This window comes from Micromonospora sp. CPCC 206061 (assembly GCF_036906915.1).
Taxonomy (GTDB): domain Bacteria; phylum Actinomycetota; class Actinomycetes; order Mycobacteriales; family Micromonosporaceae; genus Phytohabitans.
The window spans coordinates 58,831-83,011 of the sequence record NZ_JBAKHX010000024.1 but is presented as its reverse complement, the minus strand read 5'-3'; the positions used below and the strand labels follow the sequence as shown (position 1 = coordinate 83,011).

Annotated in this window: 21 protein-coding genes and 1 pseudogene; 17 read left to right on the top strand and 5 right to left on the bottom strand. The window is 73.3% G+C overall.

The window, feature by feature from the left end; all coding sequences use genetic code 11:
• Window positions 1-81: 81 nt before the first annotated feature.
• The 4 genes and pseudogenes from V6V89_RS18505 to V6V89_RS18490 all read left to right on the top strand — a co-directional run bounded on the left by V6V89_RS18505 (window position 82) and on the right by V6V89_RS18490 (window position 5,732).
• Complete coding sequence (locus V6V89_RS18505; protein WP_334620399.1) at window positions 82-816, top strand: CDP-alcohol phosphatidyltransferase family protein; 735 nt, start codon at window positions 82-84, stop codon at window positions 814-816.
• A gap of 366 nt (window positions 817-1,182) precedes the next feature.
• Window positions 1,183-1,650, top strand: a complete 468-nt coding sequence (locus V6V89_RS18500; RefSeq protein ID WP_334620398.1) for a hypothetical protein — start codon at window positions 1,183-1,185, stop codon at window positions 1,648-1,650.
• A 66-nt stretch (window positions 1,651-1,716) separates the two neighbouring features.
• Window positions 1,717-2,191: pseudogene (locus V6V89_RS18495) on the top strand (ionic transporter y4hA); the annotation flags it as partial.
• Window positions 2,192-2,261: 70 nt separating this feature from the next.
• Window positions 2,262-5,732 (top strand): ABC transporter ATP-binding protein, encoded by a 3,471-nt coding sequence (locus V6V89_RS18490; protein ID WP_334620397.1) that lies wholly within the window; start codon window positions 2,262-2,264, stop codon window positions 5,730-5,732.
• 163 nt (window positions 5,733-5,895) lie between these two features.
• On the opposite strand, the gene V6V89_RS18485 is transcribed toward V6V89_RS18490, so the two are convergent.
• The gene (locus V6V89_RS18485) at window positions 5,896-6,789 is read right to left on the bottom strand and encodes a LysR family transcriptional regulator (RefSeq protein WP_334620396.1); all 894 of its coding nucleotides are present in this window, start codon (window positions 6,787-6,789) and stop codon (window positions 5,896-5,898) included.
• Window positions 6,790-6,868: 79 nt separating this feature from the next.
• On the opposite strand from V6V89_RS18485, the gene V6V89_RS18480 reads away from it, so the two are divergent.
• From V6V89_RS18480 to V6V89_RS18470, 3 genes are all read left to right on the top strand, one after another.
• Entirely contained in the window at window positions 6,869-7,333 is a 465-nt protein-coding gene (locus V6V89_RS18480) for an NAD-binding protein (protein WP_334620395.1), read from the top strand.
• Window positions 7,334-7,343: 10 nt separating this feature from the next.
• Complete coding sequence (locus V6V89_RS18475; RefSeq protein WP_334620394.1) at window positions 7,344-7,760, top strand: RidA family protein; 417 nt, start codon at window positions 7,344-7,346, stop codon at window positions 7,758-7,760.
• A gap of 143 nt (window positions 7,761-7,903) precedes the next feature.
• Window positions 7,904-8,383 carry a nucleoside deaminase gene (locus tag V6V89_RS18470; RefSeq protein WP_334620393.1) on the top strand — a complete coding sequence of 160 codons (480 nt, stop codon included), beginning with the start codon at window positions 7,904-7,906 and terminating at the stop codon, window positions 8,381-8,383.
• 50 nt (window positions 8,384-8,433) lie between these two features.
• On the opposite strand, the gene V6V89_RS18465 is transcribed toward V6V89_RS18470, so the two are convergent.
• Complete coding sequence (locus V6V89_RS18465; protein ID WP_442935170.1) at window positions 8,434-9,087, bottom strand: PaaI family thioesterase; 654 nt, start codon at window positions 9,085-9,087, stop codon at window positions 8,434-8,436.
• Between the two features lie 98 nt (window positions 9,088-9,185).
• On the opposite strand from V6V89_RS18465, the gene kstD (V6V89_RS18460) reads away from it, so the two are divergent.
• Both kstD (V6V89_RS18460) and V6V89_RS18455 read left to right on the top strand, forming a co-directional pair.
• On the top strand, window positions 9,186-10,844 hold the full coding sequence (kstD, locus tag V6V89_RS18460; protein WP_334620391.1) for a 3-oxosteroid 1-dehydrogenase: 1,659 nt from the start codon (window positions 9,186-9,188) through the stop codon (window positions 10,842-10,844).
• Between the two features lie 40 nt (window positions 10,845-10,884).
• A complete protein-coding gene (locus V6V89_RS18455) occupies window positions 10,885-11,313 on the top strand; it encodes a type II toxin-antitoxin system Rv0910 family toxin (protein WP_334620390.1) in 429 nt (142 codons plus the stop codon).
• Here V6V89_RS18455 and kstR read toward each other — a convergent pair.
• A complete protein-coding gene (gene kstR / locus V6V89_RS18450) occupies window positions 11,305-11,955 on the bottom strand; it encodes a cholesterol catabolism transcriptional regulator KstR (protein WP_334620389.1) in 651 nt (216 codons plus the stop codon). The genes V6V89_RS18455 and kstR overlap by 9 nt on opposite strands.
• Before the next feature lie 98 nt (window positions 11,956-12,053).
• Between kstR and V6V89_RS18445 the strand changes: the two genes are divergently transcribed.
• Genes V6V89_RS18445 through V6V89_RS18420 form a run of 6 tightly spaced genes read left to right on the top strand, consistent with a single transcriptional unit; the run spans window position 12,054 to window position 18,767 of the window.
• The gene (locus V6V89_RS18445; protein ID WP_334620388.1) at window positions 12,054-14,150 is read left to right on the top strand and encodes an acyl-CoA dehydrogenase; all 2,097 of its coding nucleotides are present in this window, start codon (window positions 12,054-12,056) and stop codon (window positions 14,148-14,150) included.
• A complete protein-coding gene (locus V6V89_RS18440; RefSeq protein ID WP_334620387.1) occupies window positions 14,150-15,181 on the top strand; it encodes an acyl-CoA dehydrogenase family protein in 1,032 nt (343 codons plus the stop codon). The genes V6V89_RS18445 and V6V89_RS18440 overlap by 1 nt, the downstream gene beginning before the upstream one ends.
• A complete protein-coding gene (locus V6V89_RS18435) occupies window positions 15,166-16,311 on the top strand; it encodes an acyl-CoA dehydrogenase family protein (protein WP_334620386.1) in 1,146 nt (381 codons plus the stop codon). Before V6V89_RS18440 ends, V6V89_RS18435 begins: the two co-directional genes overlap by 16 nt.
• Window positions 16,308-17,177, top strand: coding sequence for a bifunctional MaoC family dehydratase N-terminal/OB-fold nucleic acid binding domain-containing protein (locus V6V89_RS18430; RefSeq protein ID WP_334620385.1), 870 nt, complete (start codon window positions 16,308-16,310; stop codon window positions 17,175-17,177). Before V6V89_RS18435 ends, V6V89_RS18430 begins: the two co-directional genes overlap by 4 nt.
• Window positions 17,162-17,557, top strand: coding sequence for a MaoC family dehydratase (locus tag V6V89_RS18425; protein ID WP_334620384.1), 396 nt, complete (start codon window positions 17,162-17,164; stop codon window positions 17,555-17,557). Before V6V89_RS18430 ends, V6V89_RS18425 begins: the two co-directional genes overlap by 16 nt.
• A 55-nt stretch (window positions 17,558-17,612) precedes the next feature.
• Window positions 17,613-18,767 carry a lipid-transfer protein gene (locus V6V89_RS18420; protein WP_334620383.1) on the top strand — a complete coding sequence of 385 codons (1,155 nt, stop codon included), beginning with the start codon at window positions 17,613-17,615 and terminating at the stop codon, window positions 18,765-18,767.
• A 541-nt stretch (window positions 18,768-19,308) separates the two neighbouring features.
• Here V6V89_RS18420 and V6V89_RS18415 read toward each other — a convergent pair.
• Window positions 19,309-20,139 (bottom strand): MaoC/PaaZ C-terminal domain-containing protein, encoded by an 831-nt coding sequence (locus tag V6V89_RS18415; protein ID WP_334620382.1) that lies wholly within the window; start codon window positions 20,137-20,139, stop codon window positions 19,309-19,311.
• Entirely contained in the window at window positions 20,139-21,764 is a 1,626-nt protein-coding gene (gene kstD, locus V6V89_RS18410) for a 3-oxosteroid 1-dehydrogenase (protein WP_334620381.1), read from the bottom strand. Before kstD (V6V89_RS18410) ends, V6V89_RS18415 begins: the two co-directional genes overlap by 1 nt.
• A gap of 39 nt (window positions 21,765-21,803) precedes the next feature.
• Between kstD (V6V89_RS18410) and V6V89_RS18405 the strand changes: the two genes are divergently transcribed.
• Window positions 21,804-23,405 (top strand): FAD-binding protein, encoded by a 1,602-nt coding sequence (locus V6V89_RS18405; protein ID WP_334620380.1) that lies wholly within the window; start codon window positions 21,804-21,806, stop codon window positions 23,403-23,405.
• The gene (locus V6V89_RS18400) at window positions 23,399-24,181 is read left to right on the top strand and encodes a 2-keto-4-pentenoate hydratase (protein ID WP_334620379.1); all 783 of its coding nucleotides are present in this window, start codon (window positions 23,399-23,401) and stop codon (window positions 24,179-24,181) included. Before V6V89_RS18405 ends, V6V89_RS18400 begins: the two co-directional genes overlap by 7 nt.

Sequence of the window (24,181 nt, the reverse complement as noted above, 5' to 3'; positions counted from 1 at the left end):
GACCGGTGAACCGAACCCGGCCCGCTCTCGTTTCCCAGGTGGGCTCCGGTAACGATACGCGGCGCCCCGAACGGAGGAATCTTGACAGTCAGTGAACGCGCCGTCGCGCCACCGTACGTCGATGGGCCCGCTATCGGTATGGCCGTCCAGTTCGTCCTGCTGGGTGCCCTGGGCACGGTCGTCGGCCTCGGCGCCGCCGGCTGGCTGACCGGCACCGCGTACGCCCTGGTCACGTGCGTGCTGCTGACTCGTGCGCTGCGCCGCTCGGGCACCAACCTGCTGGGCCCGGCCAACCAGGTCACCCTGGCGCGGGCGACCCTCGTCGGTGGTGTGGCGGCGCTCGTGGCGGACGCGGTCCTCACGCCGGCGTCGATCGGGGTGCTGGTGGCCCTGGCCAGCGTGGCGCTCGCCCTCGACGGCGTCGACGGCCAGGTCGCCCGGCGCACCGGCTCGACGTCGGCGCTCGGCGCCCGGTTCGACATGGAGGTCGACGCGTTCCTGGTGCTGGTCCTGAGCGTCCTGGTGGCCGGCACGCTGGGCTGGTGGGTGCTGGCGATCGGGTTGTTCCGGTACGTCTTCGTGGCGGCCGCGTGGACGATGCCCTGGCTGAACGGCGCCCTGCCGCCCCGCTTCTCCCGCAAGACGGTGGCGGCGGTGCAGGGCATCGCCCTGGTCGTGGCGGCGGCGGGCGTACTGCCGCAGGTGCTGGCGTTCGCGCTGGTGGGCGCGGCACTGGCGTCCCTGATCTGGTCCTTCGGCCGCGACGTCGTCTGGCTCTGGCACCACCGCTACACCTGGACCCCCGCCCCCGCATAACGCCCCTCCCCGCGCGCCCCTCTCCCCGCCGATCAAGGGCAAACGCACGTGGTTTGATCTCTTTTCCGCGTGCGTTTGCCCTTGATCCATGCGACTTCCCTTGATCGGCGGGTCTGTGGCGGGACGTGGGCGGGATACGGACGGGCGCGGTCGGTGTTGCCGCAACATCAGGGAATTCGCGGCCCAGGGCCGGTGTCGAAGTGGATGACCGGGCTGCGGCGGACCCAGACGACCGGCGACGCCGGTCGAACGGCCGCACACAGGCCTTAGGCGCCGGCGGATGCCGCGTTCTCCCCGAACGTGCGCGCTCATATATCTAAAGACATCGATGATTGTGGTATCGTGGGGCGGCTTGGGGAGGCTGTCATGGCCGCGATCACGACCTGGTTACCGTTCGCGGCGCGCGGCCGGGTCGGCCCGGTGCCGTTCGCGCCCGGCGAGCGCGTCCTCGCCGCCGCCACCGCCGACGGCGCGAAGGTGGTCGCGACCGACCGCGCCCTGTATCACCGCGATGCCCGGCTTGGCTGGGAGCGGATCGCACGCGTGACCTGGGAAGACGGTCATGGCCTGGTGCTGACCGGCTGGTCACCCGACACCCCGCCCCGCACGGTCCTGGCCGTGCCGTCGGCCGTGCCGCTGCTCGCGCTGGCGCGCGAGCGCATCGCGTGGACCGCGCTGGCCGTCACCCGCGTCGAGCTCGGACCGCGCCGCACCGTCCGCGTGGCGGTCCGTCGCTCTCCCGGCACCGGTGGCTTGGTCTGGCTCGTCGACGGCGACCCGGGTCCGGACCTCGACGCCGCGCTGGCCCGACTCCGAGCCGACCTCCTGCCCTGACTTCCGCGCGCGGCTGCGGCTTCGCGACCTCCCGTGCGACGCGTGGACGTCCGCCGGTCAGCCGGACCGCTCAGCCGGACCGCCCGTCGGTCCGTCCTGGCCGCGTCCCTCGGCCTACTGCTGCTCGCGCTGGTGGCCGTGGTGGGCGACGCCAAGTCCGTCTCCCCGGCCATCGAGAGCGGTGTCGCCACGGCCGGGCTGCCGCAGGCCGTCGTCGGTGTGGTGATCGCGCTACTCGTACTGCTGCCGGAGACCCTGGCGGCGGTCCGCGCCGCCCGCCGCGACCGGGGCAGATCAGGCTCAACCTCGCGCTCGGCTCGGCCATCGCGAGCATCGGCCTCACGATCCCGGCGATCGCGGTCGCGTCCATCTGGCTCGACGGCCGCTGCTGCTCGGACTCGGCGGCACGCAGATCGTGCTGCTCTCGCTCACCGTCGTGGTGGGCGTCCTCACAGTGGTACCCGGACGGGCGACCCTTTCGCAGGGCGGCGTGCAGCTTGCGCTGCTGTTCGCGTTCCTCTTCCTGGCCGCGAGCCCGTAAATCCGTTGAGGACATTCGGTAAGGAGCGGAGGCTGGAAGGCCGCAACCAAACTTCCGGGGGATGCCTGCCATGCGCCTGCTCAGCGACCTGTGGGCCACGTCACCGCGCCGCGTCGCGCTCGTGGCCGGACTCGTCGTGCTCGGCGCCGCAGGGCAGGCGGCGGCCGCCGCGCTCGCCGGCCCGGTACTGGTCGACCGCTCAGCGACGCTCTTCGTCGTGCTCGCCGCGGCGCTCGTCGCCGCCGTCCTCAGCGAGCTGGTCGTCAACCTCATCGCCGCCGGACTCACCGCCGACTGGACCGCCGACGTACGCCGCCGGCTCTGCCGGGTCGCGCTCGGCCAGGACCTGCCGACGCTGGAGACCACGCCGGTCGGCGAGCTGCTCGACCGCATCGACGGCGACGTTTACCAGGTGGGTGCCGCCCTGCGCAACGAAGGCGTCCGGGTCGCCCGCGCACTGACCATCGGCCTGCTGTCCATCGTGACCGCGGTCATCGTGTGGTGGCCCGCGGCGGTCGCCATGTTCCTGCTGGCCGCCGCGCTCACCGCAGGCCTGAAAGGCCCCGCGAGCCGCATCTCCGCCGCGCGGATGAAAGAGGAGGAGGCGTGGTCCGACCTGGCCGCCGTGATGGAGGAGTCCATCCACGGCCAGGACGACGTGCGCAGCTCGCTCGCCCGCCCGTACGTGTTGCGCCTGTACGCCCAGCGGGCCAGCCGGGTGCTCCGCCGCGGCCGCGTGGTGTGGCGGCTGTCGGCCAACGTCACGACGATCGCCTCGGGTGCCATACGCGCCGGCATCGCCGTGCTGGTGGCCGGCGGCGTGTGGGCTCTCGCGGGCGGCCGGATCGACGGCGCGCGGCTGACGGCCGTGTGGCTGCTGGCGATGGCGTTCGGCGGGACGGTGGAGCAGATGAGCCGGATGGTGCCCGAGCTGCAGCACGCGCTCGGTGCCTGGGCCCGGGTACAGCTGCTGCGAAACGCGAAGCAGGAACCGGCCGGTGGTGCCGCGCCCACCGATGGCGACCTCGCCGTCCGCGGCCTGACCTTCGGGTACGGCAGCGGCGCCCGACCCGCGCTGAGCAATGTGGACCTGGCGTTCGCCCGCGGCCGTTCCTACGCGCTGATCGGGCGCAGCGGCTCCGGCAAGTCCACATTGGCCAAGGTGTTGACGCGCTCCGTCGACGTGCCCCGCGGCACCGTGTTCCTCGGCGGGGTGGACCTGCTCGACGTCGACGTCGAGGCGCTGCGTCGCTGGGTGGCCGTGGTGCCGCAGCGCACCGAGGTGCTGGCCGGCACGCTCGCCGAGAACATCGCGCTGTTCGACCCCGACCTGCTCGAACCGGCGGCCCGCGCGCTCGACGAGCTCGGCCTGTCGTCGTGGGTCGCCGACCTGCCCGACGGCATGCGGACCAAGCTCGGCGAGGGCGGCCACGTATTGTCGTCCGGCCAGGAGCAGCTCGTGGCGTTCGCGCGCATCCTCGTCCGCGACCCGCACGTGGTGATCCTCGACGAGGCCACCGCGCGGATGGACCCGGTCACCGAGCGCCGCGTGCAGCGCGCCACCGACCGCCTGCTGCGCGACCGGATCGGCATCGTCATCGCGCACCGGCTCTCCTCGGTGCGCCGCTGCGACGAGGTCGTGGTGCTCGCCGACGGCGAGGTCGTCGAGGCCGGCCCGCTGGAGGAGTCGGAGCGGTTCGCGCGGCTGCTCGCAACGGCGGGGGCCGCGATGCCCGCGCGCGGTGGCGCCGCCGGTGCGGTCGCCCTCGCGGAGGCACCGGCCCGGGTGGAGACGATGGTCATGCTGCCAGCGACGGAGATCGCCGCGCCGCCCAAGACCGACCCGCCACCGGTACCGGATCCGCCGCCCGCCCGCACCCTGCGCGAGATCGTGCGGCTGGCCACCAACGACCCGCGCTACGGCCTTGGCGCGGTGTCGCTGTTCATCGTCATGGTGCTTCTCGGCCTCGACAGCGCGCTGCTGTCGTGGCTGTGGGCCGACCTGGTCGACGGCTCTGGTGGGCTGTTCTGGCCGGCCGCCGGCATCGTCGCCGGCCTGCTCGTGGCGATACCGGTGCCGTACCGCACGTTCCAATGGTTCCCTGAGTGGTGGGTACGTCAGATGCTGCGCATCAGCGCCCGCCTCGTACACGGGCAGACCGGCCCGCGCCGGGTCAGCTCGCACAGCCCGGCCGCCGTGGTGGCGCAGGGCGGCGAGACCGAACGCGTGGTCGTGCTGGCCGACAACCTGATCGACCAGAGCATCGCCGTGCTGGTGCTGGTGTCGATGACGGCGGTGTCCGGGTCGATCGTGCCGGGGCTGTTCTTCCTCGGGACGATGGTGCTCTCCGGCCTGGCGGCGACGCTGTTCGCGCCGCTGCTGGAGCGGGCCGCCCGGCGCACCGTGTCGGCCCGCGCCGCGTTCGCCACCGCGCTGGTGTCGTCGCTGTCCGCGGCCCGCACGGTCAAGCTGGCCGGCGCGACCGGGCCGGTGCTGGCGCACCTGGCCGGGCTCGACCGGACGCGCAGCGACCGCCAGCGGCGGGAAATCTCGGTACAGGTGTGGGCCCGCTCCACGCCCGCCATCCTCAGTGGACTGGCGCCGATCGCGGTGTGGTCGCTGTACCTGGGCGGCTCGCTGTCGTCGGGCGCGGCACTGGTCGCGGTGACCACGCTGTACTCGGCACAGTGGTTCGCGTGGACGACCGCGTCGCTGGTCTCGCAGCTGCCCTCGGCCCGCGTGTGGACCCGCCGCACGGTCGCGATGACCGGCACCAGTGAGTACTCCGCGGCCGTGCCGGGCCTCGACCTGTCGGAGGGCACCGCACCGGCCCCGTCGGCCGCGCCCCGGCACCCGCTGCGGAGGCTGGAGCTCGTCGGGTTCAGCGCCGTGCACGAGGACGGCACCGTCGGCGTCCGCGACGTCGACCTGGCCGTCGAACGTGGACAGCTGGTGCTCCTGCTCGGCCCAGTGGGGTCAGGCAAGTCGTCGCTGCTGCGGGCGCTCGCCGGCATCGTGCACCACACCGGCGACCTGCTCTGGAACGGCCAGCCGGTCACCGAGCCGGAGCTGTTCCTGCGGCCGAACCAGGTCGGCTACGTGGCCCAGTTACCGCGGGTACTGTCCGGCACCGTCGCCGACAACATCCGCCTCGGCCACGAGGTCGACGCGGCTGGCGCGGTGTCCACCGCCCAGCTCGACCACGACCTGGCCGCCGCGGGCGCGGGGCTCTCGCTGTTGATCGGGCACAAGGGGACCCGCCTGTCCGGTGGGCAGCTGCAGCGGCTGGCGCTGGCCAGGGCGCTGGCGCCGCGCACCGAGCTGCTGGTCGCCGACGACGTGTCGTCCGCGCTCGACGTCACGACTGAGCTGGACCTGTGGCGGGCGCTGCGGTCGCACGGCGTGACGGTGGTGGGTTCGACGTCCAAGCGGGCCGCGCTGGCCCAGGCCGACCGCGTGGTCGTCCTGGCGGCCGGCAGCCCGGTGGCCCAAGGTAGTTGGCGCGACCTGGAATCCCGCTGGGGCCACCTGGCCGGCTGACCCCGCCACTGTGGCGCCCAGCCAGCCCCGTCGATCAAGGGCAAACGCACGTGGCTCGATCTCTTTCCCGCGTGCGTTTGCCCTTGATCGACGCATTTCTCCCTGATCGGTGGCGCGGCGTCAGCTCGCGAGCGTCGCGGCCAAGAGCGCCGCTCGTGCCCGGCTACAACGCCGCCGCCTCGTCGACGAGCATGTCGACGAATGGTGCGACGGCTGGCGGGGTGCGGCGGCCCGCCAGCGTGGCGGCGAACACCTGACGCACCGTCGCGTCGTCGCGGTGCAGCCGCAGCAGCGCGAGGTCGGCGGGCGTGGCCCGGATCGCGAGTGCCGGCACCAGGGCCACGCCGAGCCCCGCGGCGACGCAGCCGAGCTTGCCCGTCCACTCGGCCGCGACGATGTCGATGCGCGGCTGGAACCCGCTGGGCAGCGTCGCCCGCAGCAGCGTCTCCTCCGCGGTCGCGGAGCCGACCACAAAGGACTCGTCGGTCAGCTCCGCCAGCCGCACGGTGCGCCGCCGGGCCAGCCGGTGCGTGCGCGGCACCGCCACCAGCAGCCGCTCGTCGAGCAGGTGCCGCAGCGCGAACCGGCCGTCGTCCAGCGGCTGGTCGGGCGGTGCGCTCACCACGGCCACGTCGGCGTCGCCCTCGGCAAGGCGCTCCAGCAGTCGCGGCGTGCGACCCTCCACGAGGGACAGCGCCACGTCGGGGTGCCCCGCGCGGAACGCGGACAGCGCGCGCGGCACCAGCGCGGCCACCGCGGTGGGAAAGGCGCCGACCCGCAGACGTCCGGCACCAAGGCCGCGCAGCGCCGCCAGGTCGCGCTGGGCGGTCGCCAGCCGATCGAGTACCGCGTCCGCGTGCCCGAGCAGGCAGCGTCCCTCCTCGGTGAGCGCGACACCACGGGGGAGCCGGTCGAACAGCCGGGTGCCGGTCTCCGCCTCCAGCGCGGCGATCTGCCGGGACACAGCCGACTGGGTGTATCGCAACGCCCGCGCCGCCACCGTGATGGAGCCGTGCCGGGCGACCGCCTGGAAGACCTCCAGCGATTGGATCTGCACCAACCCATGTTACTTACGCATCGCAGTCATGCGTGACATTCGTTGGTAGCATGGCGGTGGTCGCCCTACCGTTGCCGCTGTGAAGACAATCGCCGTACTCGGAACGGGACACATGGGCGCGCCGATCGCCCGGCGGCTGCTCGCCAGCGGTGACCCTGCCGCGCTCGACCGGGTCGAACCCGTGCTGTCCGCGCTCGGCGCCGTGCGCCGCTGCGGCCGCCTCGGCGCCGGTGCCGCTATGAAGCTCGTCGCAAACACCGCTCTGGTGACCGCCGTGACCGCGCTCGCCGACACCCTCGCGGTCGCGGAGGCGCTCGGCGTCGACCGGGACGCCGCACTGGAGGTGGTCGGCGCCGGCGCGCTGGGCGGCGTGGCCGGCCGGCTCGGCGGCGGATCCGCGTTCAGCGTGGCGCTCGCCGCCAAGGACCTCGACCTCGCGCTGCGCGCGCTGGGCACGGCGCCCGCCCCGGTCGCCCGCGGCGCGGCGGCAGCGCTGTCCACTGTGGAAGACCGAGGCGCCGACCTCGGTGCCATCGCCCAATAAGGAGTATGCCGTGCACGTGACCCTCGACAACCCGGCGAGCGTGGCCGCGCCGTTCGGCGACCGGTTCGCGCACGTGGCCCGCGTCGACGTGGGCGGTGGCGCGCTGCTGATGCTCGCCGGCCAGGTCGCCGTCGACGACACCGGAGCCGTGTACGCGCCGGGCGACGTCACCGCGCAGTCCGAACGTGTCTTCGAGATCATCGGCGGTGTGCTGGCCGCGCACGGCGCCGGCTTCGGCGACGTACTGCACGTGCGCACGTTCATGACCAACCTGGATGACCTGCCGGCGTACGGCGCCGTACGCCGCCGCGTCTTCGCCCGCACCGGCACCCCACCCCCCGCGAGCACCACGGTAGAGGTAACCCGCCTCTTCCTACCCGGCGCCGCCCTAGAGGTCGAGGTCGCCGCCGCCGTACGCACCACGTAACCCGCCCGCCCCCTCCCGCCGATCAAGGCCAAACCCACGTGGTTCGATCTCTTTTCCGCGTGCGTTTGGCCTTGATCGATGCAGATCTCCTTGATCGGTGCCCGCGGGGCCACGCGGAGCCTCACCCCTCTAGGCTGGCCGGCATGGTGGGCCACGGGGATCTTCGGTATCTGCATCGCTGCGTCGAGCTTGCCGAGGAGGCGCTGGCCGGGGGCGACGAGCCGTTCGGTGCCGTCCTCGTTGGCGGCGACGGCACCCTGCTCGCCGAGGAACACAACCGGACCGCCGGCGGCGACAAGACCCAGCACGCTGAGCTAGCGCTGGCGCGCTGGGCGGCCGCGCACCTCACCCCGGCGGAGCGCGAGGCCGCGACCGTGTACACCTCCGGCGAACACTGCCCGATGTGCGCGGCAGCGCACGGCTGGGTCGGGCTCGGCCGGATCGTGTACGTGGCCTCGTCGGCCCAACTCGAAGGGTGGCTCGCCGAGATCGACGCGCCCCCGCCGCCCGTACGCGCGCTGCCGATCCGCGACATCCTTCCCTGGGCCGAAGTGGAAGGCCCGGTGTACAAACTCACCGAGCGCGTCCACGACCTACACCGCCGGTTCTACGCCGCCCGGTAACAGCTCAGCTGGCGACGGTGACCGCCCGTTGGCCGCGACGAGCGAGCGCGCTAGTCGTGGGCGGCCGCGGGGTTCGCGGCATCCGGGTGGAGCGCCTCGCCGAAGAGGAGTTCTGCCTGGTCTGAGCGGAGGGCGACGAACAGGCCGGTGGCCTCGACCAGCACCGTTTCCGGGTCGGCCGCTGTCGTGATGGTGGCGCGGGCGGTCACCTTGCGACCGTCGACGCCCACCACCTCGGCGGCCAGCCGCAACGGCGTCTGCAGCGGCACGGGCGCACGGTACTGCGTGTCGAGCCGCACGGTCATCCCCGGGTGACCGGCGACGCTGGTGGCGTACCCCAGAATCTGGTCGAGGAGAAGCGCGCTGATCCCGCCGTGGGCGTACATCGGCGGCCCTTCGTAGACGAGCCCGAGCGTGCACGTGCCGACGGCGGCCCCGTCGACGACCTCGACGTGCATCGGCGGCGCGATAGCGCTGCCGTCGCCGCACACCGGGTTGTACATCCGCACGCCGCCGAGCAGGTCGTCGGCGCTGGGCAGCTGGCCGCGCGTGCGCTGCTGCTTGCCGACCGGGATGGTGGCCTCGCGCACGAGGGCGGCGGCGCGGCGTAGCTCGTCGGCCGGTGCCTCGGTGGCGGCGGCCTGCTCGACGAGGGTGCGCAGCGCCTCACCCAGCTCCGCGATGGCCGCGCGCCGTTCCTCCATGGAGGCGGTCTCAGGCGGAATCGGGGAAGTGGAGTCGATCGCGTGGTAGCTCCGGCCCATGTCTTAGTTATAACCTGTTCTAATTCTGAGGAGGTGTGATGACCACCACTGTAGAGTACGACGCCGTCGTGGTCGGGGCGGGCGCGGCGGGCATGACCGGCGCCCTGGCCGCGGCCAAACAGGGGTTGCGGACCATCCTCATCGAGAAGGCCGGGAAGTACGGCGGCTCCACCGCCCGCTCCGGCGCGGGCATCTGGGTGCCCAACAACGAGGTGGTGCTCGCCGCCGGCGTGCCCGACACGCCAGCCAAGGCATCGACCTACCTGTCGGCCGTCGTCGGGTCCGGCGCTCCGGCGGCGCGGCAGCGCGCGTACCTCGACAACGGCCCCGCGACCATCTCGTTCCTGCTCAGGAACACGCCGCTGCGGTTCTCCTGGATGGAGAGCTACCCGGACTACTATCCCGAGCTGCCCGGCGGCATGCCGAACGGCCGCTCGATCGAGCCGGCACCGCTCGACGCCAACATCCTCGGCACCGAGTACGCCAACCTCAACCCGCCCTACCTGGCCGTACCCGCGGGCACGGTGGTGCTGGCCGTCGACTACAAGTGGTTGGCGCTGATCGCGCGCCACCCGCGCGGCCTGGCCACCGCCACCGAGATCGTCCGCCGGTACCTGGAGCTCTCGCTGCGGGGCCAGAAGCCGATCACCATGGGGCAGGCGCTGGCCGGTGGGCTGCGCGCCGGCCTGATCGCCGCCGACGTGCCGGTGCTGCTCAACACGGCGCTGACCGACCTGTACACGCAGAACGGGCGGGTCGCGGGCGTCTGGGCAACCACCGCCGACGGCGAGGACCTGCTCATCAAGGCCACCCGAGGGGTGCTCGTCGCCTCGGGTGGGTTCGAGCACAACGAGCGCATGCGCAAGCAGTTCCAGCGCGAGCCGATCGGCGTGGACTGGACGGTCGGCGCCGCCTCGAACACCGGCGACGGCATCGAGGCTGGGGCGCGGGCCGGCGCCGGCCTGGAGCTGATGGACGACGCCTGGTGGGGACCGATGATCCCGCTGCCGGACGGCCCGTACTTCTGCCTGTCCGAACGCACCCTGCCGGGCAACATCTTCGTCAACGCGGCCGGCAACCGGTTCGTCAACGAGGCCGCGCCGTACTCCGACGTCGTGCACATCATGTACGACAAGCACACCGCCCAGGTCCCGCACATCCCGTGCTGGATGGTGACCGACCAGAAGTACCGCAACCGGTACCTGTTCAAGGACGTCTCGCCCGCGCTGCCGTACCCGGACTCGTGGTATTCGAGCGGTGCGCTGCACCGCGACTGGACCATCGAGGGCCTGGCGACCAAGATCGGCGTGCCGCCCGCGGCCCTGCGCGCCACGATCACCCGTTTCAACGGCGCGGCGCGCGCCGGTCGCGACACCGATTTCCGCCGCGGCGACAGCGCCTACGACGCGTACTTCGCCGACCTCACCAACCGGCCCAGTCCTTGCCTGGCGACGCTCGACCTGCCGCCGTACTACGCCTTCAAGATCGTCCCTGGCGACCTGGGCACGAAGGGCGGCATCCGCACCGACGCGCGCGCCCGGGCGCTGCGCCCCGACGGCTCGGTGATCCCCGGCCTCTACGCGGCCGGAAACGCGAGCGGAGCGGTCATGGGGCACAGCTACGCGGGCGCCGGCTCGACGCTCGGTCCGGCGATGACCTTCGGGTACGTCGCCGGCCGTGACCTGGCCCAGAGTTAGAACAAGTTACGGTCGGAACCAAAGCTACGGGAGGTTAGTAATGCCGAAGGTAACCGTTTCAGCGGAGAGCGCCGTCGGGCCGGAACGCGTGTGGGAGCTCGCGACCGACCTGCCCCGGGTCGCGGAGTGGAACACCATGCACGAGGGCTTCACGGGGGAGGTGCCAGCGACGCTCACCGAGGGCGCGGCGTACCGCCAGCGGGTGAAGCTCATGGGGATGCCGGCCGAGATGGCGTGGCGGGTGGCGACCGCCGACGCGCCGGGGCGCCTCGAACTGGCCGGCGACGGCCCGATGGGCGTCAAGGCGGCGAACCGCTTCTTCGTCGAGTCGTCCGGCGATGGTTCCAAGATCACGTACGAGATGGAGTTCAATGGGCCGGCGCTGGCCGGACCGATGGCGGGCATGCTGGAGAAGCAGGCCGGGACCGCCGCTGCGCAGTCCCTGGCCAAGTTCACCGCCCTACTCTGAGGTTTCTTCGGCCCGGGGCGTGGCGAGCAGCAGCCGGGCGGCGAGCTCGAGATGGTTGATGACGTCGTTGGCGGAGGCGCGCCGGGTCACCCAGGCGACCAGGTTCGACAGCCAGACGTCACCGATCACCCGGGCCGTCGCCCGGTCGTCCGCGGAGGGGTCGCCCTCGTGGATGGCGCGCGTGAACATGTCTTCCATCAGCCGCGCCACGGCGTTGACCTCGGTGGCCGCGGAGGGGTCGGCGAACATGAACGCCCGCGTCATCGCCTCGGTCAGCAGCGGATCGCGCTGCATCGAGCGGGTCACCTTGCCGAGCACGAACAGCATCCGGTCGTACGGCGTGTCGCCGGGGATGGGCGCCCGGTTGAGCTTCTCCTGCGAGCGGTCCAGCTCCCGGGCCAGCGCCGAGACCAGCAGGTGGATCTTGGAGGGGAAGTACCGGTACAGCGTGCCGAGCGCCACCTCGGCCCGCTCCGCGACGGCGCGCATCTGCACCGCGTCGTAGCCGCCCTTGGAAGCGAGCTGGAGCGTCGCGTCGAGGATGCGGCGGCGCCGGTCGCGCTGCGCGGCGGAGCCTTGCTCGGCCTCGGCGGCGAGCGTACCCAAAGCGGGATTGCTGGTATTTGTTCTCGGCGCTGCCATGCTTCCTCTCCGGGATCTAGGTGCCTTAAGACTAGCAATGCTGCTGTTACGCGCATGTGTACTGGTCTCAACGTAGTGAAACGTGTTCTAATTTCAGCGTGCCGATCGCCATCACGGAGGAGCAGCGGGCCCTGCGGGAGTCGGTGCGCCGCTGGGCCGCCGACGCGGGCACACTCGCGACCGTCCGGGCGATGGAGGACACCCCAACGGCCTGGGAGCGGCACTGGGCGGGAGTGGCCGGCCTTGGCGTGTTCGCGATCGCGCTGCCCGAGGCGTCGGGCGGGGCGGATGGCACGGCCGCCGACCTGGCCGCCGCCGTCGAAGCCCTCGCGGATGCTCTGGTTCCCGGACCGGTGCTGCCAACGCTGGTCGCGGCACTGGCGCTGGCCGACCACGCCGACACGCCCGCCGCCAAGGAGCTGCTGCCCGCGCTCGCGGCCGGCAAGGCGTCCGTGGCCGTCGGCCTCGTGCCCGGCGCGCCCGTGCTCGGCGCCGGCGCCTCACACGCGCTGCTGCCGCTCGACGGCGGGTGGTATCTGCTCGACGCCCACGTTCGACCGCGCGTGGCCGTGGACTTCTCACGGCCGCTCGGCGCCGTCGACATCGGCGCACCACCCGCCGAGCGCCGCCTGCCGCTCACGGCCGCGCGGGTCAAGGACATCGCGGCGCTGCTCGCCGCCGTCGAGTCCACCGCCGTCGCCAGCTGGGCAACGCGCACGGCCACCGGGTACGCCAAGGTGCGCCATCAGTTCGGCCAGCCGATCGGCGCGTTCCAAGCGGTACAGCACATGTGCGCCGAGATGCTCTGCCGCACCGAGCAGGCCACCGCGCTCGTGTGGGACGCGGCACGGGCGTTCGACGAGGCGCCGGAGGAGTTTCCGCTCGCGGTGGCCGCCGCGGCGGCGGTCGCGCTGGACGCGGGCGTCGACAACGCCAAGGACTGCGTACAGGTGCTCGGCGGCATCGGCTTCACCTGGGAGCACGACGCCCACCTGTACCTGCGCCGGGCGGTGGGGCTGCGCCAGCTCCTCGGCGGCGGCGCGGTCTGGCGCGCGCGGACGGCCGAGCTGGCAGTGGCGGGCGCCCGGCGCACCCTGTCCATAGGAGACAGAGCCGCCCCACCGCAGATGTGCGCCCGGGTCGCCGAGATCGCCGCGCTGCCGGCGGAGTTGCAGCGGTCGGCGCTCGCCGAAGCCGGATACATCGCTCCACAGTGGCCGGCGCCGTACGGGCTCGGTGCCGGGCCGGTCGAGCAGCTCGCCCTGGACGCCGAGCTCGACCGCGCCGGGGTGACCCGCCCCGACCTCGCCATCGCCGGCTGGGCGGTGCCCACGATCCTCCGCCACGGCACCGGCGCCCAGCGCGAGCGCTTCGCGGGCCCGTCGCTGCGCGGCGAGATCACCTGGTGCCAGCTCTTCAGCGAGCCCGAGGCCGGCTCAGACCTCGCCTCGCTACGCACCCGCGCCGAGGCGGCACCGGGCGGCTGGCGCCTCACCGGCCAGAAGGTGTGGACCTCACTGGCGGCCGACGCCGACTGGGGCATCTGCCTGGCGCGCACCGACCCCGACGCGCCCAAACACAAGGGGCTCACGTATTTTCTCGTGCCGATGCGCTCGCCGGGCGTCGAGGTGCGGCCGCTGCGCGAGCTGACCGGGCGCGCGGTCTTCAACGAGGTCTTCCTCGACGGGGTGTTCGTGCCCGACGACTGTGTCGTGGGCCAGCCCGGCGAAGGGTGGCGGCTGGCGCGCGGCACGCTCGCGTACGAGCGGGTGGCGATGGCGCGCGGGTCGTCGTTCGGCGAAGGCGTGGAGCGGCTGGTCGCGACCGGCGCCCCGGCGGAGCTGCTCGGCGGTCTCGTGGCCGGCGGCCTCGCGGTGTCCCTTCTGGACGTGCGCGCCGCGCTGCGCCGCCTCGACGGCCAGCCCAGCGGCCCGGAGTCGGCCGTGGCGAAGCTGGTCGGCGTGGCGCACCGGCAGGCGGTCGCCGAGGCCGCGCTGGTGTGCCTCGGCGAAGACGGCGCCGCGGCCGACGGCGACAGCGCCGAGGTGGTGCACGAGTTCCTGCTGAGCCGGTGCCTGAGCATCGCCGGCGGCACCACACAGATCCTGCTGTCCGTCGTGGCCGAGCGGGTGCTCGGTTTGCCCCGAGGGCCGGGCGAGCGGAGCGAGCGCCAACGAGCGCGGGAGGGTCGCTGATGGATTTCGCGCCCGACGAGACGCAGGAGGCCGTGGTGCGGCTCGCCGCCGAGGTGCTCGACGGCACCGGCGACGACCCTCCCGAGCGGATGTGGAAGGCGCTCGCCCAGGCCGGCCTGCTGGCCCTCGCGGTGCCGCCGGAGTCGGGCGGGGCGGGTCTGGGTGTACTGGAAACGTGCCTGACGCTCGCGGAGGTCGGCCGGCGGGCGGTGCCGGTGCCCGCGCTCGCCCTTGCCCTGGGTGTGTTGCCGGCGGCACGCGCGACCGACGCGACGCAGCGGGCGGCGCTGCTGTCCGGAGTCGCGGCCGGTGACGCGCTGCTGACCGCCGCCCTGCGCGAGCCCGGCGACCCGATGCCCGCGAACCCGCGCACGGTGGCGACTCCGGCCGTGACCGGCGTGAAGGTGGGCGTCCCGCACGCCGAGCAGGCCCGCCGCATCCTGGTGCCGGTCTGCACCGAGGGCGGTACGGCGGTGGCCATCGTGGACCCGACCGCTCCCGGCGTGACGCTGCACCGCACCCCCAGCTCGACCGGCGACCCGGAGTACACCGTGCGGCTCGACGGGGTGGCCGCCGAGCCGCTGTCCGGCGTGACGGTGGCGGAGGTGTACCGGTGCGCGCTGGCCGTCACCTGTGCGACGGGAGCGGGTGTCCTCGCCGGGGCGCTGGCGCGCACGTCGACGTACGTGGGTGCGCGTGAACAGTTCGGCAAGCCGCTGGCCGCGTTCCAGGCTGTGGCGCAGCAGGTCGCCGACGTGTACGTGGCCGCACGCACCACGCATCTGGCGGCGCTCGCGGCGGCGTGGCGCCTCGCCACGGGCCGCCCTGCCGACACCGACCTGAGCATCGCCGCGTACTGGCTCGCCAGTCAGGGACCACCGGCCATGCGCACCTGCCACCACCTGCACGGCGGCGTCGGGCTCGACGTGAGCTACCCGTTGCACCGCTACTCCGCGCTGGTGACCGACCTGGTGCGGCTCATCGGCGGCGCGCGGTACCGCCTGGGGGAGGTGCCGTGTTCGTCGACCTGACCGAGGCGCAGTACGCGCTGCGCGCCGAGCTGCGGGCGTACTTCTCCGGCCTCATGAGTCCTGACGAGCGGGCGGCGCTGCTGCGCGAGCGGCAGGGCCCGGTGCTCCGCGCGGTGGTGCGGCGGATGGGCCGGGACGGCTGGCTGGGCGTGGGCTGGCCGGTGGAGTACGGCGGGCGCGGCTTCGGGCCGGTGGAGCAGCAGATCTTCGTCGACGAGGCGGTGCGGGCCGACGTACCGCTGCCCTCGGTGACGCTCCAGACAGTCGGGCCGACCCTGCTGACCCACGGCACAGCTGAGCAGAAGGCGTTCTTCCTGTCCCGCATCCTGGCCGGCGACATCCACTTCGCCATCGGGTACACCGAGCCGGGCGCCGGCACCGACCTGGCGTCGCTGCGCACCCGGGCCGTGCGGCAGGGCGACGAGTACGTCGTGAATGGACAGAAGACGTTCACCACGGGCGGGCACGACGCCGACTACGTCTGGCTGGCGTGCCGCACCGACCCGGACGCGCCCAAGCACAAGGGCATCTCGATCCTGATCGTCGACACCAGCGACCCCGGGTACTCGTGGACGCCCATCATCACGGCCGACGGCGCGCACCACATCAACGCCACGTACTACAGCGACGTGCGGGTGCCGGTCGAGATGCGGGTGGGCGCCGAGAACGCCGGCTGGCGCCTCATCACCACCCAGCTCAACCACGAGCGGGTGATGCTCGGGCCGGCCGGGCGGCTGGGCGCGCTCTATGACCGGGTACGGGACTGGGCGGCGGCGCGCTCCCTCGTGGACGAGCCGGACGTGCGGCACGCGCTGAGCCGCGCGCACGCCACGCTGCGCGTCAACGAGCTACTCAACTGGCAGGTGGCGGCCGTCGACCCGGTGCGGGTGGCGGACGCCTCGGCGACCAAGGTGTTCGCGTCCGAGAGCCTGCAACGGCTCGGGGAGGAGCTGACGGAGGTGGTCGGCAGGTACGGCGACCCGGCCGACGAGGAAACCGGGCGGCTCCTGTCCTGGTTGGACGTCCAGGCCAAGCGCAACCTGGTGCTGACGTTCGGCGGCGGGGCCAACGAGATCCAGCGGGAGCTGATCGCGACGGCCGGCCTGTCGTTGCCTCGGGTGCCGCGATGAGCGGGGACATCCTCGATGAGGTCAAGCGCATCATCGCGGCCGGCGAAAGCCCACCGCGGGTCGCCCGCGACCCGGTCAACATGCCGATGGTGCGCAACTGGCTGGAGGCGATGGGCGACGAAAACCCGGTGTACGAGCGCGACGGGGTCGCGCCGCCCGCGATGACGCAGGTGTGGACGATGCGTGGCCTGCGCCCGGCTCCCGACCCGCACGACCCGCTCGCCGCGATGTCGGCGGCCCTGGACGCGGCCGGCTTCACCTCCGTGGTGGCCACCAACTGCGAGCAGACGTACCACCGGTACCTGCGCGAGGGGGAGCGGGTGGCGGTGCGCGGCAGGCTCGTCGACGTCACCGGGCCCAAGCGGACCGCGCTCGGGGAGGGCTGGTTCGTCACCACCGAGAGCACCTGGTACGTCGGCGCCGAACCGGTCGCCACCATGCTCTTCCGGGTGCTCAAGTACAAGCCGGCGCCGCAGGCCGTGCTGCGCCCCGTGGTGAGCCCCGACACCGAGTACTTCTGGGCCGGCACGGTCAAGGGAGAACTGCGGATCTGGCGGTGCGAGGAGTGCGCCGCGCTGCGGCACCCGCCCGGCCCGTCCTGCCCGCGCTGCGGCGCCATGCAACCCGGGTACGTGATCGCGGCCGGCACCGGCACCGTGTACAGCTACGTCGTGCACCACCACCCGGCGGTGCCGGGCCGCGAGGCACCGTTCGTCGTCGCGCTGGTCGAGCTGCCGGAAGGGGTACGCGTGGTGGGTGAACTGCTGGACTGCGATCCGGCCGAGGTGCGGGTCGGCGCGCCGGTGCGGGTCGACTTCGTGCGCGTCGACGCGTCGCTGGCGCTGCCCGCGTGGCGGCTCTCGTGAGCGCCGCCGGCACCGCCCTTCCCGAGTGGGCCGTCGAGATCACGCCGACGCTCGTTGTCAGCACCGCCATCGCGACCCGGGATTTTCAGGACGTCCACCACGACCGCGACCGGTCGGTGCGGCGCGGTGGCAAGGACATCTTCCTCAACATCCTCACCACCACCGGGCTCGTGCAGCGGTACGTCACCGACTGGGCCGGACCGGAGGCGGTGGTGGGCCGGATCGCCATCCGGCTGGGCGTGCCCTGCTACCCGTACGAGACGCTGACCTTCACGGGGCGAGTGGCGGAGGTCGCCGGCGGCGAGTGCGTGGTCGACGTGGCCGGGCGCAACAGCGTCGGCGCCCACGTCACCGGCACGGTGAGGGTGCGTCTGCCATGAGTGCTGTGCTAGCCGGCGCTCTCCTCCGCTTGGTGGCGGCTGCGGGAGGCGGCGCATGACCGCCATCGTGGGGATCGGCGCGACCGAGTTCAGCAAGGACTCCGGGCGCAGCGAGCTGAAGCTGGCCGTCGAGGCGGTCCGGGCCGCGCTCGCCGACGCCGGGCTGGCACCGTCCGATGTCGACGGCCTGGTGACGTTCACGATGGACACCAGCACCGAGATCGCCGTGGCCCGCGAGCTGGGCGTGCCGGAGCTGACGTTCTTCGGCCAGGTCGGGTACGGCGGCGGCGCGGCCTGCGGGGTCGTGCAGCAGGCGGTGCTGGCCGTCGACGCCGGGCTCGCCGAGGTCGTCGTCTGCTACCGGGCGCTAAACGAGCGCTCCGGCCGCCGGTTCGGCCAGGTGTCGCACGCCCTGGCCGGTGCGCCCACGTCGTCCGGTGTGGACGCCGGCTGGCACTACCCGATGGGCCTCGCCACGCCCGCCGCGATGGTGGCGATGGTGGCACAGCGCTACCTGCACGAGTACGGCGGGTCCACTGAGGATTTCGGCCGGGTGGCCGTCGCGAGCCGCCGGCACGCCGCCACCAACCCGCACGCCTGGTTCTACGAGCGCCCCATCACCCTCGCCGACCACCAGGCCTCCCGCTGGATCGCCGAGCCGCTTCGGCTGCTCGACTGCTGCCAGGAGAGCGACGGCGCGGTCGCGCTCGTGGTGACCCGGCTGGACCGCGCCCGCGACCTGCCCCAGCCGCCCGCTGTCATCCGGGCGACCGCCCAGGGCAGCGGCCCCGACCAGTACGTGATGACCAGCTACTACCGCGACGACCTCGCCGGCCTGCCGGAGATGGGCGTCGTGGCCCGGCAGCTGTGGCGGCGCTCCGGATACACGCCGGACGACGTGCGGGTGGCCGTGCTCTACGACCACTTCACGCCGTACGTGCTGATGCAGCTGGAAGAGTTGGGCTTCTGCCCGCGCGGCGAGGCCCGGCACTTCCTCGCGGGCGGCGGCATCGAGCCGGGCGGGCGGCTGGTCCTCAACCCGCACGGGGGCCAGCTCGGCGAGGCGTACATCCACGGCGTCAACGGCATCGCCGAGGCGGTACGCCAGGTGCGCGGCACCGCCGCCAACCAGGTCCCCAACCCGGGCCCGATCCTGGTGACCGCCGGCACCGGCGTCCCGACGAGCGCCCTGATCGTCGCCCCCCTCTGACTGAGTTTTGGGCTGCCGCGGCGTCCGCCGTGGACCAGACCGTCGCTCCCGCAGCCTCACCCTGCGCGGTCCACAATCGACCCAGCGCGCGGCGCCCGAGATGGATGCGGTCCCGACGTGCTTTGCTCTGCTTCCGCGGAGGAAACACCTGGCGTCTGCTTTGCGGACGCGGACTGTTTCCTATACGGAAGCAGAGCAAAGCTTATTCGCGGCAGCACCTGCCACCCCACCGACCTTGGCTTCCGGCCCTGCGGGCCGGGTGGGTTGTGGGACCGCGGCGGGTGAGGCCGCGGGAGCGACGGCTGCTGTCGGTCGACGTCGTCACCGCGGGCGGCGAGTTCGTCAAGGCGAGCGAAGGTGAGAACGCGGACCTGTTCTGGGGCGCGCGCGGCGGCGGCGGAAACTTCGGCGTCGTCACCGAGTTCGAGTTCCGGCTCAACCCGCTCGGCCCGACGGTCCTGGCCGGGTCGATCTTCTGGCCGATGGCCGAATCGCCGAGGCTGCTGCGGTTCTACCGGGAGTTGGTCGCTGAGGCGCCCCGCTACCCGCTGACGGTCAGCAGGGCGTCGGAGAGGGCCGGGGCGTCGTCGCGGTCGACCACCGTCGCGGTCACGGCGTATCCGCCGTCGGCGCGCCAGATCCGCACGCGCAGCGTCTCGCCGGGGAAGACCACGCCCGCGAAGCGGGCACTGTATCCGGTCACCGTGGACGGATCGCCGTCCAGCATCGCGTCCACGACCGCCTTGCACACCATGCCGTACGTGCAAAGGCCGTGCAGGATGGGGCGCGGGAACCCGGCCAGCGCGGCGAAGTCCGGGTCGGCGTGCAAGGGATTGCGGTCGCCGAGCAGCCGGTACAGCATGGGCTGCTCCAGCCAGGTGTGGCACAGCACCTCGGCGTCCGGCGCCCGCTCCGGCACCGCCACGGTCGTCTTCGGCCCGCGGTCACCGCCGAAGCCGCCCTCACCGCGTAGGAAGACGCTCCTGCGGATGGTGTAGTACGGCGTGCCGATCTCGAGCACCACGATGGCCGCGCTGCCCTTGTCGTACACGTCCGCGATCCGTGACCAGGCCTTAGCGTCACCGGCGACGGGCAGCGGGCGGTGGATGACCAGCTCCTCCCGCCCGTGCAGGGCGCTGGCGAGGCTCACGTCGACCCCGGGCATGTCGAGCGCGGGTGGCGCGGTGTCGCGCAGCGTACTGGCCACCACCGCGAACGTCGGCAGCACCCGCAGGTCCCGCTCGTACACATAGGACATCTCGTCGGCGCGGGCGCCCAGCGCCAGGTGGTACAGCAGCACGTCGGTGGTGGTCCAGGACAGGTCGCGGCCAGGCATTTCGGCGCCGATCGCGACGGCGGGGTCGATGGGCATCACGCCTCCTTGGCGGCGTCGAGGGCGGCCAGGTAGCCGAACGTCATCGCCGGTCCGATGGTCGCCCCGGCGCCCGCATAGCTGTGGCCCATCACCGAGGCACTGGCGTTGCCGGCGGCGTACAGGCCCGGGATCGTCGAGCCGTCCGGGCGCAGGACGCGGGCGCGTTCGTCGGTGCGCAGCCCGCCCTTGGTGCCCAGGTCGCCGGGGACGATCCGGAACGCGTGGAACGGCGGCCTCCGCAGCGGCGCGAGGCACGGGTTGGGGTGGTTGCGCGGGTCGCCGTAGTACCGGTCGTAAGCGGAGTCGCCGCGGCCGAAGTCGAGGTCGCGGCCGAGTGCGGCGAACCCGTTGAACCGCTCGACGGTGTCGCGCAACGCGTCCGCCGGTACGCCGATCTTGGCGGCCAGGCCGTCCAGGTTGGAGGCGCGGTGCGCCACCCCCGCCTCGTACCAGCGGCGGGGGAGCGGTGCGCGCGGTCCGCGCCCGGCGAAGAGGTACCGGTCGCGGTAGGTCTGGTCGGCGACGAGCCACGCGGGCACGCTCCCGGTGTCGTACATGGCGTGCACGGCGTCCACATAGGGCGCGGCCTCGTTGACGAACCGCTCCCCCCGCTCGTTCACGATCAGGCAGCCGGGCAGGCTCCGCTCGGCCAGGCAGAAGTACGGGCCGTTCGGCAGCGGTATCGACGGGCCCCACCACGCGTCGTCCATGAGGTCCAGCGCGGCGCCCAGCCGCTCACCGGCCGCGATCCCGTCGCCGGTGTTGCCGGGCGCGCCGACCGTCCACTGCGCACCGATCGGTGCCCGTTGGTGCCGCTGGCGCATGGCCTCGTTGCGCTCGAAGCCGCCAGAGGCGATCAGGACACCCCGGCGGGCTCCGATGAGACGGCCATCGGCTGTCCGTACGCCGGTCACCCGGCCGTCCACGACGTGCAGGTCGGCCATCGGGGTGTCCAGCCACACCGGAACGCCGGCCCGCCGCAGCCCCGCGCGCAGGCCGGCGGCGAGCGCCTGGCCCATGCCGATCCGGCGCCGCTTGAGCGCTCGCGACACGGCCGCCCGCGCGCCGAGCCGCACCGCGGTCAGCGCCGCCCGCCAGTGCCGCGCGCCCAGCGACAGCCACCGGTAGTCGACCGCGGTCACGACCATGCCCTCCGGCACCGGCAGGTACGGCGGCGCGAGGGCGTCGAGGTCGCTCCCCAGCACCCGCCCGTCGAGCGGCACCGGCTCGATCGTGCGCCCCTGTGGTAACCCGCCCGGCGCCTCCGGGTAGTAGTCGGCGTACCCGGGCACCCACGAGAACCGCAGCGGCGAGTGCGCCGCGACGAACGCCAGCGCCGCCGGCCCGTGCTCGATCAGCGCCCGCTGCCGCGCCTGCGGCACCTCGGGCCCGGCCACGTGCGCCAGGTACGTGAGCGCCCGCTCCTCGCTGTCGGGCACGCCCGCGCGGCGCAGCACGTCGTTACCCGGTAGCCAAACACCGCCGCCCGACCGTGCCGTGGAGCCGCCGAAGGCGCTCGCCTTCTCCAGGACGACCGTGGTGAGCCCGTGATGCGCGGCGGTCAGCGCTGCCGTCATGCCCGCCGCGCCACTTCCCACTACTACGAGGTCGAAGTGTTCCACTAGAACAGGTTATAGTTCTGCGGGGGCGATGCCTAGGAGGTGACCGTGGCCTGGGACGAGTACGCCGACGTGGTCGTCGTCGGCTTCGGCGCCGCTGGCGCCTGCGCCGCCATCGAGGCGGCCGAGGCGGGCGCGAGCGTGGTGGCGCTCGACCGGTTCGGTGGCGGCGGCGCGACCGCGCTCTCCGGCGGCGTCGTGTATGCGGGCGGTGGCACAGCCCAGCAGCGCACTGCCGGCATCGAGGACACTCCGGAGGCCATGTTCGCGTACCTGAGCCGCGAGGTGGGTGACGCCGTCTCGCCCGGGACGCTGCAGCGGTTCTGCGAGAGCAGCGCCAGCGCGCTGGCGTGGCTGGAGGAGCGCGGCGTCCCGTTCGAGGCCAGCCTCTGCCCCTACAAGACGTCATATCCCGATAACAGGTTCTATCTTTACTACTCGGGGAGCGAGCTGTCGTTCGCTGGCACCGCCACACCCGCGCCGCGCGGCCACCGCGCCGTCGGCAAGGGCACGTCCGGCGCGGTGTTGCACGCCCGGCTGGCTGCCGCCGCCCAGGAGCGCCGGGTACGCGTGCGCACCCGGACCACGGCGCACCGGCTGGTCGCCAGCGACGGTGGCAGGATCGTCGGCGTCGAGGCCACCACGCTGCGCGACGCTCCCGGCTGGGTGCGGTTCGCGCACGGCACGCTGCACCGCTGGTCCGTCAAGCCCGGCCTGTACATGCCCGCTCTCGGGCGCGCGCTGCACCGTCCGGTCGGCTGGTTGGAGCGCCGCTACGGCCGTCCACTGCGGATCGCCGCCCGGCGTGGCGTGGTGCTGGCGGCGGGTGGCTTCGTACACAACCGACGGATGGTCGCCGAGCACGCGCCCGCGTACCGGGGCGGGCTGCGCCTCGGCACGCCCGCCGACGACGGCAGCGGCATCCGGCTCGGCACCGAGGTCGGCGCCGGCACCGGGCACCTCGACCGGATGTCGCTGTGGCGCTTCCTGACGCCCCCCGCCGCGCTCGTGCACGGCGTGCTCGTCGACCGGGCCGGCCAGCGGGTGTGCGACGAGTCCCGGTACGGAGCCGCGATCGGCGACGCCGTACTGCGCTGCGACCAGCGGCGAGCGTGGCTGCTGGTCGACGCCGACGTGCTCGCCGAGGCGCGCCGGCAGGTGCGCGAGCAGACGCTGTGGTTCCAGTGGCTGCAGGCCCGCTGGGTGCTCACCGTCGACCGGGTCAGCGGGCCGACGCTCGCGGCGGTCGCGGCGAAGGCCCGCGTCGACCCGGCCGGGCTCGCGGCGACCGTCAAGGCGTACAACGCCGCCGCCGAGGCGGGCGAGCCCGACCCGGCCGGCAAGCCGGCCGACCTCGTCCGGCCGCTCGCGCGGCCGCCCTACTCGCTGATCGACTGCTCGGTCAGGCCGCGGCTGGGTCAGCCCGCGCCGATGCTCACCCTGGGCGGGCTGCTGGTCGACGAGCAGACCGGCCTGGTACGCCGGCCCGGCGGCGACACGATCCCCGGGCTGTACGCCGCCGGCCGCACCGCCGTGGGCGTCTGCTCGAACTCGTACGTGAGCGGCCTGTCACTGGCCGACTGCGTGTTCTCCGGCCGGCGCGCTGGTCGGCACGCCGGCTCTGAAGAGGGGGCACCGTGCTGACCGAGCTAGAACTGTCCACACTCGCCGACCGGCTCCTCGTCGCCGAGCGCGACCGGGCGCCGATCCCGCCGCTCGTCGAGTCGCACCCCGAGCTCGCCGCCGCCGACGCGTACGAGATCCAGCTCCACAACATCCGGCGGCGCACCGCGGCCGTGGTGGGCCACAAGGTGGGGCTCTCGTCGCGCGCGATGCAGCAGATGATGGGCGTCGACGAGCCCGACTACGGCCACCTGCTCGCCGACATGCGGCTGTCGGAGACCATCCCGGTCGACGTGACCCGGTACTGCTACCCCCGCGTGGAGATCGAGGTGGCGTTCCTGCTGGGCGCCGACCTGCCGGGCGAAGACTGCACCGAAGCCGACGTGGTCGCCGCCACCGAGGCGTACGCCCCGTCGATCGAGCTGATCGACAGCCGCATCCTCGACTGGCGGATCAGCCTGGCTGACACCATCGCCGACAACGCGTCGTCGGCGGGGTTCGTGGTCGGCGCCGCCCGAGTGCCACCGTCCGATGTGGACGTCCGCTTCATCGACGCCGTGCTGTACCGGGGCACCGAGGTCGTCGCGCAGGGCCGCTCCGACGCGGTACTGGGCAACCCGGTGACCGCCGTGGCCTGGCTCGCGCGCACCGTGGCTCGTTTCGGCGTACGGCTGCGGGCCGGCCACCTGATCCTGCCAGGGGCGTGCGCCCGCGCGGTCGATACCCGCCCGGGCGACGAGTTCCGCGCGTCGTTCACGGGCCTGGGTGACGTCTCGTTGTCGTTCGTGGGAGGGTAA